The sequence below is a fragment of the Rhodococcus sp. 320_ES genome (assembly GCF_059691855.1).
The window spans coordinates 419821-432773 of the sequence record NZ_JCAWAG010000001.1; the positions used below are offsets into that span (position 1 = coordinate 419821).

Sequence of the window (12953 nt, forward strand, 5' to 3'; positions counted from 1 at the left end):
ATCGATTCGCAGCGACCGTACACCTCCGCACGGGTAGCCCAGAATCCCGAGTGGACCTCAGCGATTTGGTCGTGAGCGCTTGTGGCGCCGGGGCCGGCTGCCCGTTTCAGGCGAATTGGTAAATCGACTTCAGTTGCTGGAATGAAGCAAGTCCCTCGGGCCCGAACTCTCGTCCGAGTCCGCTCGACTTCACACCACCGAACGGCGACGTGGGGTCCGGGAGATAACCGTTGATACCGACGGTACCCGTTTCGACCTCGCGCGCGACCCGTAGTGCACGGTCCGGGTCGGATGACCAGATGCTTCCTCCGAGACCGTAATCCGAATCGTTCGCAATGCGAATGGCGTCGTCGTCCCCGTCGTAGGGGATCACCGACAGAACCGGACCGAAAATCTCCTCGCGGGACACTGTCGCGGAATTGTCGAGATCTGCGAACAAGGTGGGCTTGACGAACCATCCGCGCTCCGTGCTTGCGGGTCGACCGGCACCTCCCATGACGACGCGTGCGCCCTCGCGCGTGCCGAGGTCGATGTAATGAGAGACCCTTTTCTGTTGCGCCTCGCTGGCCATCGGTCCGATCAGCGTCGCGTCGTCCAACGAGTCGCCGACGGGCGCGTTCTCCATCAGGGCCGCGAAGGTGTCGACGACTTCGGCGTACCTGTTGCGCGGTGCCAGGATCCGAGTGCCCAGGAAACACACCTGACCGTTGTTGGCCAAGGTGGCTGCGAACAACGACGGCCCCACCCTTGACAGGTCGAGGTCGGCGTCGTCGAGAATGATGGCAGCCGATTTGCCTCCGAGTTCGAGCGTGACCGGGCGTAGTTGTTGCGCACATGCTGCGGCAACCGCCTTACCGCCCGTCGTGGAGCCCGTGAAGGCCACCTTGTCTGCGTTCGGGTGCGATACGAGGTAGGCACCGACGTCACGCCCGCCCGGAACCACGGACATGACTCCGTCCGGAATGCCGGCAGCTTCGGCTGCCTCCGCCAGGATGTATGCGTCCAGAACGGTTTCGGGAGACGGCTTTATGACGATCGTGCAGCCCGCGGCCAACGCAGGAGCGAGCTTGGTCATCGTCAGCGACTGCGGAACGTTCCACGGAATGATTGCTGCCACCACGCCGATCGGACTTCGTCGCACGATGGTCGATTTCACAAAAGTTCCGTCGCGGTGGTCTTCGACAGAGGCGGTGCGTACGAGACCGGCGTAGTACCGCAGTAAGGCTGGGGGATACGTCGCTTCGAGTTGGCGGGCGATCGCAATCGGCATTCCGTTCTGTTGCGAGATTACGTGCAGTATTTGCTCGCAGCGCTTGTCGTATTCGTCTGCGAGCCTGTCGAGAACGTCTGCCCGCCTTGCCGGTTCCCACCTCGACCACCCCAGTGCGTCGTCGAATGCCGTGCGCGCGGCAGAGACAGCGCGGTCGACATCGGCGTTGGTGGCGGCAGGCACGGAACCGATGACCTGCTCGGTGCTGGCGGATCGAACAGTGATGCGATCAGAACTCGATGGTGCGACCCATCTACCGCCGATGAACAAAGTGGAATGGTCGGTTGTCATGCTGAACAACGCCTCTCGTGTAGCGGTGTCGGTGAAGATGCAGTTCCAGCATCGGTGGTCGATGTGATGCGTCGGTCTCGCCGTTACCGAACGGCACCGACATTCTTTTTCTTGTCGAATTCCCATGCGGTCTCGTCACGGGAAGCCTTGTGCTTTGCATGGGTTCCTGGACGAGCGCGACACGTCGACTGCGGTCATGTCAGGCTGACGCGAACAGGTATCGATTCCCAGGAGCGCAGCGTGTTGTTCAAATGCCGTTTCGGGGGTGCACTGGGTTCGATCGACTCGATTCGTCCGGCGAGGGCGGTGAGAAGAGCTTCGGCTTCGAGCCGTGCGACGTGTTGGCCGGCGCACTGATGAATTCCCATTCCGTAGCCGACGTGACCGGACGGGTTGCGGGTGAGGTCGAAGTCGTCTGGGTCGGTCCAGCGGCGGGGGTCGCGGTTGGCGGAGCCGAGGAACATGAGGATCTTGCGCCCGTCGGGAATGATCGCTCCGCCGACTTCGATATCACCCGTGGCAGTTCTGAAGAACGTCTGGACCGGAGATTCCCACCGCACTGCTTCGTCGAACGCCGTCTTGGCGAGCGCAGAAGGTTTGGTACGCAGTCTTTCCCATTGAAGTGGGTTGTTCGCCAGGGCGTAGAGCAAGGCAGCCAATCCGTTGACGGTCGTGTCGACGCCGGCAGACAACAGCGACCGAACCATCAACGGTGCCTGCTCGTAGGTGATGTCGCCTCTGTCTGCGGCCGCCCAGATGTGCGCACCGAACCCGTCGTCGGAGAGCGCGTCACGGGTGCATTGGGCGTTGACCCAGCCGGACAGCTCTGCCACTCGGTGTGCGCCGTGGGCTACCAACGAATTTGCCGGACCGAAGGCGTTGAACACGTGATCGCCGTAGGGGAGTAGGTTCTCTCGTCCTGACTTCGCGATGCCGACGGCGTCGGGGAAGACTCGAAGCGGAAACGCCGCTGCGAGTTCGGTGACGGCGTCGAACTCGGTTCGCGAGTTCAGCACCTCGTCGACGAGAACTTCGGCATCGGCCAACCAGGACGCCCGCAGCTTCGTCAGTGCTCGCGGTCCGAGGATCTTGCTCAGTACAGCGCGTGGTGCGTCGTGGTGCGGCGGGTCCGCCTCGAGCAGCACACTCGGTGGTCGCCAGGGTGTTTCGTAGCGAAAGTTGCTCAGCCCGACACCTGCAGCGGACGCAAACCCCTGCCAGTCGGTGAGCGCTTCGTGGACCTGCTCGTAGCGGCCCATGGCGTATACGTCGTAGCGATCGAGGTACACCACCGGCCCGGCGTCGCGCAGATCAGCTTGGAACGGAAGTGGGTTCTCCAGCACGTTTAGGCCGAACGGGTCGGCGTGGCTGATCGGTATGCCGGTTGTCGGCACGACGGTTGTCATGGCACACAGTCCTTTTCAGTACGGAGTCCGGAGTCCGGAGTCAGAGATCGAGAACGAGGCGGTCGGAGCAGGACCGGGACACACAGATGAACATGCAGTCGGCGCGCTCGCGCTCGACGTCGTCCAGTATCGAATCGCGGTGATCCGGGGTGCCGCTCAGCACCGTCGTCTCACAGGTACCGCACGTTCCTTCTCGGCACGAGGTGAGGACGTTGATTCCAGCTCGTTGAACAGCATCGAGAACGGTGCCTTCTGGACCTACCGAGACGGTGATGCCGCTGCGACTGAGCTCGACGTCGAACGGCGCGGTTCGCGCTGGTGCACTCTGCTGCCGCGCAACGAAACGCTCAGTCCTCAACTTGCCGAGAGGCCAACCGACACAACGCTGTTCGACCGCGTTCAGAAGTGGCTCGGGACCACAGACGTACACCTTGGTCTCGTCGCGTGCTGCGGCGTCGAGCCACCTCGGAAGATCCAGCAGGCCTACCTCGTCCTGTGGAGCGATGACGACTCGATCGCCGTAAGCCGAGAGAAGATCGAGGAATCCCATCGACGATCGGGTGCGTCCGCCGTACACCAGTGTCCATTCGATACCCATCAGATCTGCTTGCGCCACCATCGGGATCAAGGGCGTGATGCCGATTCCTCCGGCGACGAACAGGTAGCGGGAAGCGGGAACCAGCGGGAAGTGGTTGCGTGGGCCGCCCACTCCGACAACGTCTCCGACATCGAGAATGTCGTGGACGAACGCCGATCCTCCGCGACCGGCGGGCTCGCGGAGGATGCCGACTCGGTAGCTGTAGGGGTCCCATCGGTCTCCGCACAGCGAGTACTGCCGGGTCATCCCCGTGGGCAGCATCAGGTCGATATGAGCTCCGGGCGCCCAGTCGGGCAAACGCTTCCCATGGGGATGAGTGAGCGTCAGCGATACGACACCTTCGGACACAACATCTTTCGCGCTGACTCCCAAGGCGGACTCTGTACCCGACCCAGAGGGCCCCAGCGCCGTAACCGCGGATAGGGGCCCGTCATCAGACCGCAGCTCCTCGAGTTCGTTCATGCGTCGAGGATCGCCGTCGTTCCGGTGCGTTCGCTAGAATGTTCTCATTCATTGAGAGAGAATATGTGTGCTCGGTCACTTTCGCGTCAGTCGCGCTTGCAACACTCGCGAGACACCGCGGCCGGCCGCCTGCACGGTGGGAATCAGCGATCGCGCAGCATCGTCGTTGGGGACCACGACCGACAGTGCCGCCGCTACCGACTTTCCCGAAGTAATTATCGGCACAGCAATTCCTGTAGTAGAAGGATGGATGTGCCCGGGACAATAGGCATAGCCCTGTCGACGAATCTCGGCGAGCGCGGCACGTAGCGCGCGGCTCGAACTCAGGGTGCGATCGGTGAACGTGCTCAAGGGTTCACTTATCATACGCTCCTGTATCTCACTCGAGGAGTGCGCCAGCAGCACCAATCCGGAGGACGATGCGTGCAGAGGCAATCGGCCGGCGATCCTGCTGATGTTCACGGCGGCGCCCGGCGCGGTCAGCCGCTCCACGAACAGGACTTCGCTGCCCTCCATCACTCCTAGCTGAGTGTGGTGACCGATGACGGAATGGAGGTCTTCCATGAATGGCATGGCCGCGTCACGCAACCCCACCGTTCCTGACGCTCTCGACACCACTTCCCACAAGCGAACTCCGATACGGACTCGTCGGCCATCCCGTTCCAACCAACCGGATCCGACCAGTTCTTCGATCAACCGAGACGCCGTCGCGACGTGTAGACCGGATCGGCGGGCGATGTCGGTGACGGTCAAGGTTTCGTCGTCGAGACCGAAGGCTTCGACCACACGAACGATGCGAGAGACTACCGATTCACCTGTGGACACACGAGACACCACAACCTCCGCTTCGTCCGACCGCAACCCCGATGATCCTCGTGACGCGGCTCGGTCGGAACCGAATACACGACACCGATCGAACAAGTGGGCTACGTGTTGCGCAGCCACCGGCATGTGGAGATCTCGACCCGTCGTCCGACCCAAGGCGTAGCGGACATTCTGCGGAGTGAATCACCCGGGTTCGATGCCGCAGCTTTCTGAGTCAGGAAGGGTGAGTTCGTACGCAAGAGGGTCGGTCCGGTGGTCCGTACGCGTGACTGACGACCGTGCCTTTCCGGGTCGTGCCGAATTCAGTCGGCGATCAGGTTCGTGTATGAGACAACAAGAATCGCGAGCGATAGAGCGAGCATGCCGAGGCAATTGATCCAGAACTCTTGTCCGAGGAAGTGTGCGCGGATGTGTGCGTATGAGGCGCACGTGAAGTACACGACGACTCCCACGGCGGCGGTGACCCCCACTGCTGGGATGTGCAGGCCTACAAGCAGTCCCGCCGCGGCGAGCAGTTTGACGACGATCAGCGTCCACCACCACTCGCGCGGGTAGGCGACGCCATCGAGGCACCGCTGGATGAAGACGGGCGGCCGGATGGACAGCAGGACATCGCCAAGCAATATCGCAGCCAAAACTATGGAGAGCCACCAGATGTGGGGTGTGTCAATCACTAAAGTTCCCTCCAGGTAGACGATCTGCCGACAAGACGACAGACGCAGAACACGCTGGTGCCGGCGCTCACCTCGCGCGTAGGACCGTGGCTGCGATGTCTTCGAGGCCGTCACGGACGACCGTCGGGTCGTCTCCCGCCGCGGAGGCGGCGAGTAACAGACCGAGGTAGCTGGAATACAAGACACGTGCAGCACGGGGGGCCTCCTCGCCTATGCCCGCCCCGACGGCAACCTGTTCGAACTCGTTTCTCAACATCACCGCCAGTTCGCCGAAGACTGCCGTGTCGTGCTTCCCACGGGCGAGAATCGCGCAGTATTCGCGTGAAAGCTCTGCGCGAGTGGAGAACAGATCAAGGAATGGCTGCACGATATCGCCGACATCGCGAATCGGATCATCGCTCAGCGCGAGCGAGCTCGTCGCGCGTTCAGCATGCACGGCTCCGATCCAGCGATCGAAAGAAATCAGCAGCAGCGTGTCCTTGTCCCCGACCGACATGACACTGCCCAGGCTCACTCCAGTGGCTGCAGCGATCCCGCGAATCGTGGCCCCTTCGAAACCGTGGTCGACAAATTGCTGCTGCGCGGTATCGATGATGCGCGCGCGAGTGTTCTCCCGCCTACGAAGACGACCAGACTGAACAGGTTCAGTGAACATGTTCATTACCGTAAGGCATCCGCAGAATGGCCGTCAACATAGCGACGTATGGATCGCAGGCGTCGCATCCGTCGAGGTGAACCATGTGGCTGCGAACCTGCTGGGGAAGTGGTTCACAGAACGCCTCCGGCGGGTACATGGAGAAAATGAAGACACGACACATCGGCAACAGTCCCGCCCACCGCGTCGAGGTCGGCGCCATCGGTTTGGGCCTGATGACGTTCGACCAGTCCGGGGCGCAACCTCGTGAGCAATTGCTGGACACCGTGCGCGCCGCGTTGGACGCAGGAGTGACGCTTTTCGATACCGCCGACGCATACGGGCCGGGCGAACTGGACGCCGACGCCCAGGGTGAGAACGAGAAGCTGATCGCCGGCCTCCTCGACGAACTCGGCGTGCGGGACCGCGTTCTTCTGGCCACGAAAGGTGGCCACGTGCGCACCGGCGGCGGTGGTGGGTGGGACACCGACAGCTCGCCCGAACATCTGCACTCCGCAGTCGACTTCAGTCTGGGTAGGCTCGGGGTGGATCGAATCGCGTTGTGGCAGCACCACCGTCCCGATCCCAAGGTGGACTACAACGACGTGATCGGCACGTTGAAGGAGATCGCGGACAGCGGCAAAGTAGAACGTATTGGCCTCTCCAATGCGAACGTCGAACAGATCCGTGCCGCGCACGCTGTACTGGGTGACTCCTTGGTGAGCGTGCAGAACCAGTTCTCTCCGGCGTACCGCAGCAGTCTTCCGGAGATCGAGGTGTGCGAAGAGTTGGGCTTGGCGTTTTTGCCGTGGAGTCCTCTCGGTGGTCTGAACGACGCGAAGGCACTTTCCGGGAAGCATCCGGCGTTCGCTGCTGTGGCGGATTCGCGTGGTGTAAGCGCTCAACAGATCGCGCTTGCATGGGAACTGGCCCAGTCTCCCTGCGTCATCCCGATTCCCGGTGCGAAACGTCCTTCATCCGTGACGGATTCGGCCGCGGCCGCTGACATCGAACTCACCGAAGAAGAGTTGTCCATCTTGAACTCGGACGGATGAGTCCTTTTCGACACCGATAGCTGGGCACGCTTGGAGCACCCCTGGCACGGATACGTCGGCCGGCGGGGCTTGTGTGCGTGCGGAAGCTTTTCGCCGCACGGAAGCCGCGTCGACGTGTCTGCTCGCGGAGTGCTGAACCTGGACCAGGTCGTAAGCATCGCCACCGCGCAAGGGCTACCTGGAAGCCCTTGACGGTTTGCCCGGAAACAGCTGGTGCAGAACGGTTGTCATGGTTCCGACGATTACCATCGGCGCGGCGAGCGTGAGCCCCCCAGAACGATGTGTCGGACCACTGAGTGATACCGAAGATCGCGGACCCGGCAAGGGCCGCAAGCGCCACCCACGCGGCCCACGCGCGAGCGATCAGGGTAGCGAAGATGGGCGGGCTGATGAGAATGAGACCGACTACGGCGTACTGACCCATGCCCAGAGTGTCGACCGTGCGGTCGCTGCACTGGTAGTCGCCGCGCACCGGCGGATCCGGCGGACCGGTTGGCGCGTCTGCCGGGTGAGCAGTTGCAGTGGGATCTGATGTTTCCGTTCGCTCGCGCGTGTTTACGGTGCGACGAGGCAGAGCGGTCCGACGGGGGTGGCGGGGTTGACGGTGACCGTGGCGATGGGCCCGCCGGCGGAGGTTTGGTAGGCCATGAGGGAGTGCTCGCCCGGGGTGAGAGGTGTCCACAGGGTAATTTTCTGGCCGAGGATCACCGGGGTGCTGAAGTACCCGTCGTACTGCCAGGCGAATTGCTCGATCGGCATGACGGAATTGGTGTCGAGGGGTCCGATGTCGACGCGGGGTTCGGTGAGTTGCTCGGTGCGCGCGACGGCGATGTAGGTGCACCCGACGCCGTACGGAGTGGTCGGTCCGATGCCGAGTCCGGGCAGGATGTCCAAGCTCACGGCGTCCGCGGATGCAGCGGGTGCGCCACCGAGCGCCGTGGCCGCCGCGGCGGCGATGGTGAGCGCGGAGATGCGGACAAACCCCATGATCGTCATATCCCGGAGTCGGATTCGGGGCGGTGGCCGTTACATGGCGACGCGGTCCGTCGCGGCGAGGTTCGGGTCGACCCGGGGTCTGCTGCTGGGTTCGTAGACGCCACGCCGCACGAGGTCCGGGTGTCGGAGTCGATGGTGCACACTGGTCGGCGTCGTGTGGTGGGGACTCGGGGGAGGGCTTGAAAACGATGGTCGACGACGTCGAAGCAAAACGGGATGCGAAAGCGATTGCAGGTGAGCAGCTTCCGCGGCCGTCGTGGCGACTCCCGGTGGTCGGGGACGTGTTGCGTCTGGATGCGAAGCGGCCGGTGCAGCGTGAGGCGAGGTGGGCGTCGACGCTGGGTTCGGTGTTCGAGATCAAGATCCTCGCTGACAGGCTGGTCGTGGTGGGCGGCGCGGATGTGGCGGCGGAAGTCTTCGACGAAGAACGTTTCGCCAAGGCGGTGGTCGCCCCGCTCACCTCGTTGCGCGCCATCGCGGGGGACGGGTTGTTCACCGCGTTCAACTCCGAACCCAATTGGGCTCGGGCGCACAATGTGCTGGCACCGGCGTTCAGTCAGGAGTCGATGCGCAGCTACCACCAGATCATGGTGTCGGCTGTCTCGGAGCTGATCACCTACTGGCGGGCGTCGACCGCGGCTCCGGTGGCGGTTCCCGCCGATATGAACGCGTTGACGTTGAACATCATCGGCCGCGCGGGGTTCGGGTACGACTTCGGCGGTATCGGCGGAGGTGCGGATCCGTTCGTGCAGGCGATGACGCGGGCACTGTCGTATGCATCGACGTCGTCGAACGAGGTTCCGTTCTTGCGGGCACTGTTCGGGCGAGCGGCAACCCGGCAGTATCCGAAGGACGTGGCGCTGCTGCACAGCGTGGTCGACGGGGTGATCATGCAGCGTCGCAACGGCACCCGCGCTCCGAGCAACGATCTGTTGCAGCGAATGCTCGACACCCCGGATCCGGAGTCGGGTGAGATGTTGCCCGATGAGAACATCCGCAATCAGGTGCTGACGTTTCTGATTGCCGGCCACGAAACGACGGCGGGGACGTTGTCGTTCGCGTTGCACTATCTGTCCCTGAACCCTGATGTGGTGGCGACGGCGCGCGCGGAGATCGACCGCGTGTGGCCGGACCCGAGTGTGGAGTTGACGTTCGAGCAGGTGGGGAAGCTGAGGTACGTACGCCGGATCGTGGACGAGACGTTGCGGTTGTGGCCGTCGGGGCCGGCGTTCTTCCGCAAGGCACGCCGCGATACGACCTTGGCGGGGAAGTATGCGGTCAAGAAGGGCCATCCCATCTTGGTGGTGCTGCTCGCGCTGCACCGGGACAAAGCGGTGTGGGGCGAGGATGCGGAGTTGTTCGATCCGGATCGCTTCGCTCCGGCGGCGATGAAGGCGCGAGCAGGGCACGTGCACGCGTACAAACCGTTCGGGACCGGGGTTCGGGGGTGCATCGGTCGGCAGTTCGCCGTGCACGAGGCTGTGCTGGCTCTGGCGATGCTGTTGCGCGCGTTCGATTTCAAGCCTGTGCCGGGGTGCGAGCTGAAGGTGGACGAGCTCATGACGATCCGCCCGGCAGGTTTGACACTCACCCTCTCCGAGCGCACGACGGTGGGGGACGCTCCGATGTCGTGAAGGTGAGTGTCGGCGTCATGCGCGGCATTCTCGAGGCTATTCGATGGCGCAAGTCCGGCGGCAGCGGTCCGCGTCGTCGATCGGGTGCATCTGCTGATCCCGCATCGGTGAACTGGTGGGGGTGAGGTCCGCTGTCCGAGTTCAGTGCGGACCACCCCAGCATCTGGGAGGAAACTCCGAAAGAGATATTGCGAAATATTTCTTTCGGATCTATGGTCGGTGTCATGTCCGATCGCAAACTGACGCGAGCCTCCGAACTGAAGGCGCTCTCGCACCCGGTCAGAATTCGGCTCTTCTACGCGTTGATTGCGGAAGGACCGCTCACTGCAACGCAACTCGGTGAGCTGGTCGACGAATCTCCGGCCTCGGTCAGCTACCACCTTCGCCAACTCGCCACTCATGGATTCACCGAAGAGGCGCCCGAACTCGGCAACGACAAACGGCAACGGTGGTGGCGTGCGGTCGAAGGTGGGTTCGGTTGGAGCCCTGTCGATTTCGCGAACGATCCTGAAATGCGGGCCACCGCCAACGCCGCCAAGCGCGCGATGCTTGCTCACCACTGGGAGCGGCTGGCCGCCTTCGACGACTCCGCTGAGGCGTGGGGTCAGGACTGGGTTCACGCAGCGTTCAGCAGTGACCACATCGTTCACCTCACCGCGTCCGAAACCCAGGAGCTGGGCGAGGAACTTCGAAGCGTTCTCGAAAAGTGGAAGACCGCCGGCTCCAAGGATCGCGACGGCGCCCAGAACGTCATGGTGGTTCTCCACGGCTTCCCCACTACTCCCTGAACACCGAGGAGGCGCAATGTACCCGGTGCATCACACGACCCACCTCGACCTGACGCACGCTCGCGTAGCGGCAGCGCTCGACGCGGGAGACCTCCGCCGAAAAGCAACGACTGAGCGACGTCTACGCCGCGATCAAGATCGCCTACAGCGCGCCTGGACACAGTTGTCCAAGGCCTTGGCCGAGGCGTCCGAGTCCCAGAGGCAATGGGCCAGTATCAGAACGCGCTAGTGCGTGCGCGATCCCGAGATTCGGCAGACCTTTCAGCGTCCGGCAGACGCCGCAGCGTCTGCCAAGTACTGAACGGTCTGCCAAGCGGGGAACTTACGGCAACACTCCTCATCGATCCGCCGAGCCGAGGGGACGCAGCGCCGCGTCCCGTCAGTCGTCGACCCGGGGCTCCGGGCTCCAGAAAGTGCTCTCGGGTTCGAGGACCTGACCTTCGTTCGTCGGCAGCACGTCGGGTGGGAGGGCGCACCCGCGGGTCCTTCTGGTCACCGCCCGAATCGGTCATAGGTCGACGGCAGACCGCTGCACTCGAATTTCGAAGCGGCGAAAGTGAAAATGGTCCGGCCGAATCTGCGACGCTACCTATCGGTCGCTTACGCCGAGCAGGAGGAAACGGATGAAGGTACGTCTGGAGCTCATGTCCACCGGTGGTAACACCGCCGGCTTCCGGATCCCGGACGAGACGGTCGACGCGCTGGGAGGAGGGAAGCGTCCGAAGGTGGTCGTGACCGTCAACGGATTCACGTATCGCTCGTCCATTGCCCGCATGGGCGACGAGTATCTGCTCGGGATGAGCCAGGACCGTCGCACAGAAGCGGGCACCGAGCCGGGCACGGTGTACGACGTGGAGCTCGCCCTCGACGAGGCCAAGCGGACGGTCGAGGTGCCGCCCGAACTGGCGGAAGCACTCGCGGCCGATCCCGACGCTGCGTCGACCTGGGCCACGTGGTCGTTCACCAAGCAGAATCAGGCCGCGCTCGGATTGACTGGAGCCAAGAAGCCGGAGACGCGAGCGGCCAGGCTGGAGAAGACCCTGGCCGCGCTGCGTTCCTGAGGTGGTTACTGCATCGGTTGCGTGACGTAGCCGCCGAAGCCGGCCGGCCGCTGCTCCTGGCGGACGAAGCGAGAGCGCGGCAACATGGGCGGCAGAGACGGTGTGGCTACCGGAGTCTCGACGTTGTCCTTCGCAGGTTTACGTCCTTTTCGGGCGCTCTTGCCTCGCGGGGGCAATGCCTGCGTCATAGGTGTGCTTTCTACTCGTGTGTGCGGCGCGTTCGCTACCGAATTGGGGAGTTCCCTCGAATTCACCTGCGAAACGTGTCGATGTTTGATTCGTTGCCGACGGCCGAACGGATGTAGGGGAGGGCAGCCCCGGGAGTTCTACTGGCCGCTCCCTATCTCTCGTGCGATCGCCTCGAACTCGGTGACGAACCGCCCTGTGCTCGAGGACCGACGGCACAGATAGGTGGTCACCTCGGCGGCGTCGACGATCGGGACGTAGCTGACGCCCGGCCGAGCGTAGGCACCGGCGGCTCCCGAACCGGCGATGTTGACGCCGACCCCCGCCGCGCACAGCTGCAGCACTTCGTCGAAAGTGTTGGCGAGGGGCAGAACTCGCGCCGTGATGGACGAGGGAAACCAACTCGGGCTGTCGTGGCTGTTCCGCAATCCGATGAACGACTCGTCGGCGATGTCCGACATCCGAACGCCACGTTGTCCGGCGAGGCGGTGCCCGTCGTGGACGAGCAGAACACTCTGCTCGGTCCACAGGCCGACCGCGGTGATTCCGTCGACCACGGGCCGGTCGGTCGACACCATCAACGCCACGTCGATTCGGTCGCTCCGCAGCGAGTCGACGGCGTCGGCGAACCCGATGCTGTGGACTTCCCACGACACCCGTGGGTATCGATGGACGGCGATCGCCAGTGCGGTGTCGGTGTGCGGGTTGGGCGCCATGATGCCGATCCGCACGGCGGATGCGGTGTCTTCGGTTGTGGCCCACTCGATCACCGCGTCGAGTGCGTCGACCGTTTTTCGGGCGAGAGGGATCAGCGCCACCCCGTCTGCGGTCAGTTCGACCCGCCGGGACGTGCGCACGAACAGCGGCTTCCCGAGCTTTCTTTCCAGGCTGCCGACCTGCTGGCTGAGCGAGGGTGCGGAGATGTGGAGCAGCTCGGCCGCGCGGCCGAAGTGAAGCTCGCCGACTACCGCGAGGAAGTACCGCAAATGGGTCGCGGTGATGTCCACCGCCAGATCATAAGGCTCGGACTCATGATGGTTGCGGAAACGGTCCTGGTTCTGACGCGTCCGGGG

At 63.5% G+C, this 12953-nt stretch carries 13 protein-coding genes; 4 read left to right on the forward strand and 9 right to left on the reverse strand.

Annotated features, from left to right (window positions below; all coding sequences use genetic code 11):
- Nucleotides 1-106: 106 nt before the first annotated feature.
- The 6 genes from AC59JP_RS02240 to AC59JP_RS02265 all read right to left on the reverse strand — a co-directional run bounded on the left by AC59JP_RS02240 (nt 107) and on the right by AC59JP_RS02265 (nt 6181).
- Nucleotides 107-1561, reverse strand: a complete 1455-nt coding sequence (locus AC59JP_RS02240; protein WP_497323995.1) for an aldehyde dehydrogenase — start codon at nt 1559-1561, stop codon at nt 107-109.
- A 194-nt stretch (nt 1562-1755) separates the two neighbouring features.
- Nucleotides 1756-2967, reverse strand: coding sequence for a cytochrome P450 (locus AC59JP_RS02245; protein ID WP_497323996.1), 1212 nt, complete (start codon nt 2965-2967; stop codon nt 1756-1758).
- A gap of 40 nt (nt 2968-3007) precedes the next feature.
- Nucleotides 3008-3937, reverse strand: a complete 930-nt coding sequence (locus tag AC59JP_RS02250) for a PDR/VanB family oxidoreductase (RefSeq protein ID WP_497323997.1) — start codon at nt 3935-3937, stop codon at nt 3008-3010.
- A 165-nt stretch (nt 3938-4102) separates the two neighbouring features.
- Nucleotides 4103-4861 carry an IclR family transcriptional regulator gene (locus AC59JP_RS02255; protein WP_497323998.1) on the reverse strand — a complete coding sequence of 253 codons (759 nt, stop codon included), beginning with the start codon at nt 4859-4861 and terminating at the stop codon, nt 4103-4105.
- A gap of 293 nt (nt 4862-5154) precedes the next feature.
- A complete protein-coding gene (locus AC59JP_RS02260; RefSeq protein ID WP_497323999.1) occupies nt 5155-5526 on the reverse strand; it encodes a DoxX family protein in 372 nt (123 codons plus the stop codon).
- A 67-nt stretch (nt 5527-5593) separates the two neighbouring features.
- The gene (locus AC59JP_RS02265) at nt 5594-6181 is read right to left on the reverse strand and encodes a TetR/AcrR family transcriptional regulator (RefSeq protein WP_497324000.1); all 588 of its coding nucleotides are present in this window, start codon (nt 6179-6181) and stop codon (nt 5594-5596) included.
- Between the two features lie 146 nt (nt 6182-6327).
- On the opposite strand from AC59JP_RS02265, the gene AC59JP_RS02270 reads away from it, so the two are divergent.
- The gene (locus AC59JP_RS02270) at nt 6328-7215 is read left to right on the forward strand and encodes an aldo/keto reductase (protein ID WP_497324001.1); all 888 of its coding nucleotides are present in this window, start codon (nt 6328-6330) and stop codon (nt 7213-7215) included.
- 555 nt (nt 7216-7770) lie between these two features.
- Here AC59JP_RS02270 and AC59JP_RS02275 read toward each other — a convergent pair.
- Entirely contained in the window at nt 7771-8211 is a 441-nt protein-coding gene (locus AC59JP_RS02275; protein WP_497324002.1) for a hypothetical protein, read from the reverse strand.
- Nucleotides 8212-8399: 188 nt separating this feature from the next.
- Between AC59JP_RS02275 and AC59JP_RS02280 the strand changes: the two genes are divergently transcribed.
- From AC59JP_RS02280 to AC59JP_RS02290, 3 genes are all read left to right on the forward strand, one after another.
- Nucleotides 8400-9845, forward strand: a complete 1446-nt coding sequence (locus tag AC59JP_RS02280; protein ID WP_497324003.1) for a cytochrome P450 — start codon at nt 8400-8402, stop codon at nt 9843-9845.
- A 224-nt stretch (nt 9846-10069) separates the two neighbouring features.
- A complete protein-coding gene (locus AC59JP_RS02285) occupies nt 10070-10633 on the forward strand; it encodes an ArsR/SmtB family transcription factor (RefSeq protein WP_497324004.1) in 564 nt (187 codons plus the stop codon).
- A 623-nt stretch (nt 10634-11256) separates the two neighbouring features.
- On the forward strand, nt 11257-11694 hold the full coding sequence (locus AC59JP_RS02290; protein WP_497324005.1) for a YdeI/OmpD-associated family protein: 438 nt from the start codon (nt 11257-11259) through the stop codon (nt 11692-11694).
- Nucleotides 11695-11699: 5 nt separating this feature from the next.
- Here AC59JP_RS02290 and AC59JP_RS02295 read toward each other — a convergent pair whose 3' ends face one another.
- Both AC59JP_RS02295 and AC59JP_RS02300 read right to left on the reverse strand, forming a co-directional pair.
- Nucleotides 11700-11882, reverse strand: a complete 183-nt coding sequence (locus tag AC59JP_RS02295) for a hypothetical protein (RefSeq protein ID WP_497324006.1) — start codon at nt 11880-11882, stop codon at nt 11700-11702.
- 138 nt (nt 11883-12020) lie between these two features.
- Nucleotides 12021-12887, reverse strand: a complete 867-nt coding sequence (locus tag AC59JP_RS02300; RefSeq protein ID WP_497324007.1) for a LysR family transcriptional regulator — start codon at nt 12885-12887, stop codon at nt 12021-12023.
- Nucleotides 12888-12953: the final 66 nt, after the last annotated feature.

Coding starts and splice junctions, on each gene's coding strand:
- AC59JP_RS02280 (WP_497324003.1), top strand. CDS start 8,400: ATGGTCGACGACGTCGAAGCAAAACGGGATGCGAAAGCGATTGCAGGT.
- AC59JP_RS02245 (WP_497323996.1), bottom strand. CDS start 2,967: ATGACAACCGTCGTGCCGACAACCGGCATACCGATCAGCCACGCCGAC.
- AC59JP_RS02265 (WP_497324000.1), bottom strand. CDS start 6,181: ATGTTCACTGAACCTGTTCAGTCTGGTCGTCTTCGTAGGCGGGAGAAC.
- AC59JP_RS02275 (WP_497324002.1), bottom strand. CDS start 8,211: ATGACGATCATGGGGTTTGTCCGCATCTCCGCGCTCACCATCGCCGCC.
- AC59JP_RS02290 (WP_497324005.1), top strand. CDS start 11,257: ATGAAGGTACGTCTGGAGCTCATGTCCACCGGTGGTAACACCGCCGGC.
- AC59JP_RS02240 (WP_497323995.1), bottom strand. CDS start 1,561: ATGACAACCGACCATTCCACTTTGTTCATCGGCGGTAGATGGGTCGCA.
- AC59JP_RS02270 (WP_497324001.1), top strand. CDS start 6,328: ATGAAGACACGACACATCGGCAACAGTCCCGCCCACCGCGTCGAGGTC.
- AC59JP_RS02285 (WP_497324004.1), top strand. CDS start 10,070: ATGTCCGATCGCAAACTGACGCGAGCCTCCGAACTGAAGGCGCTCTCG.
- AC59JP_RS02295 (WP_497324006.1), bottom strand. CDS start 11,882: ATGACGCAGGCATTGCCCCCGCGAGGCAAGAGCGCCCGAAAAGGACGT.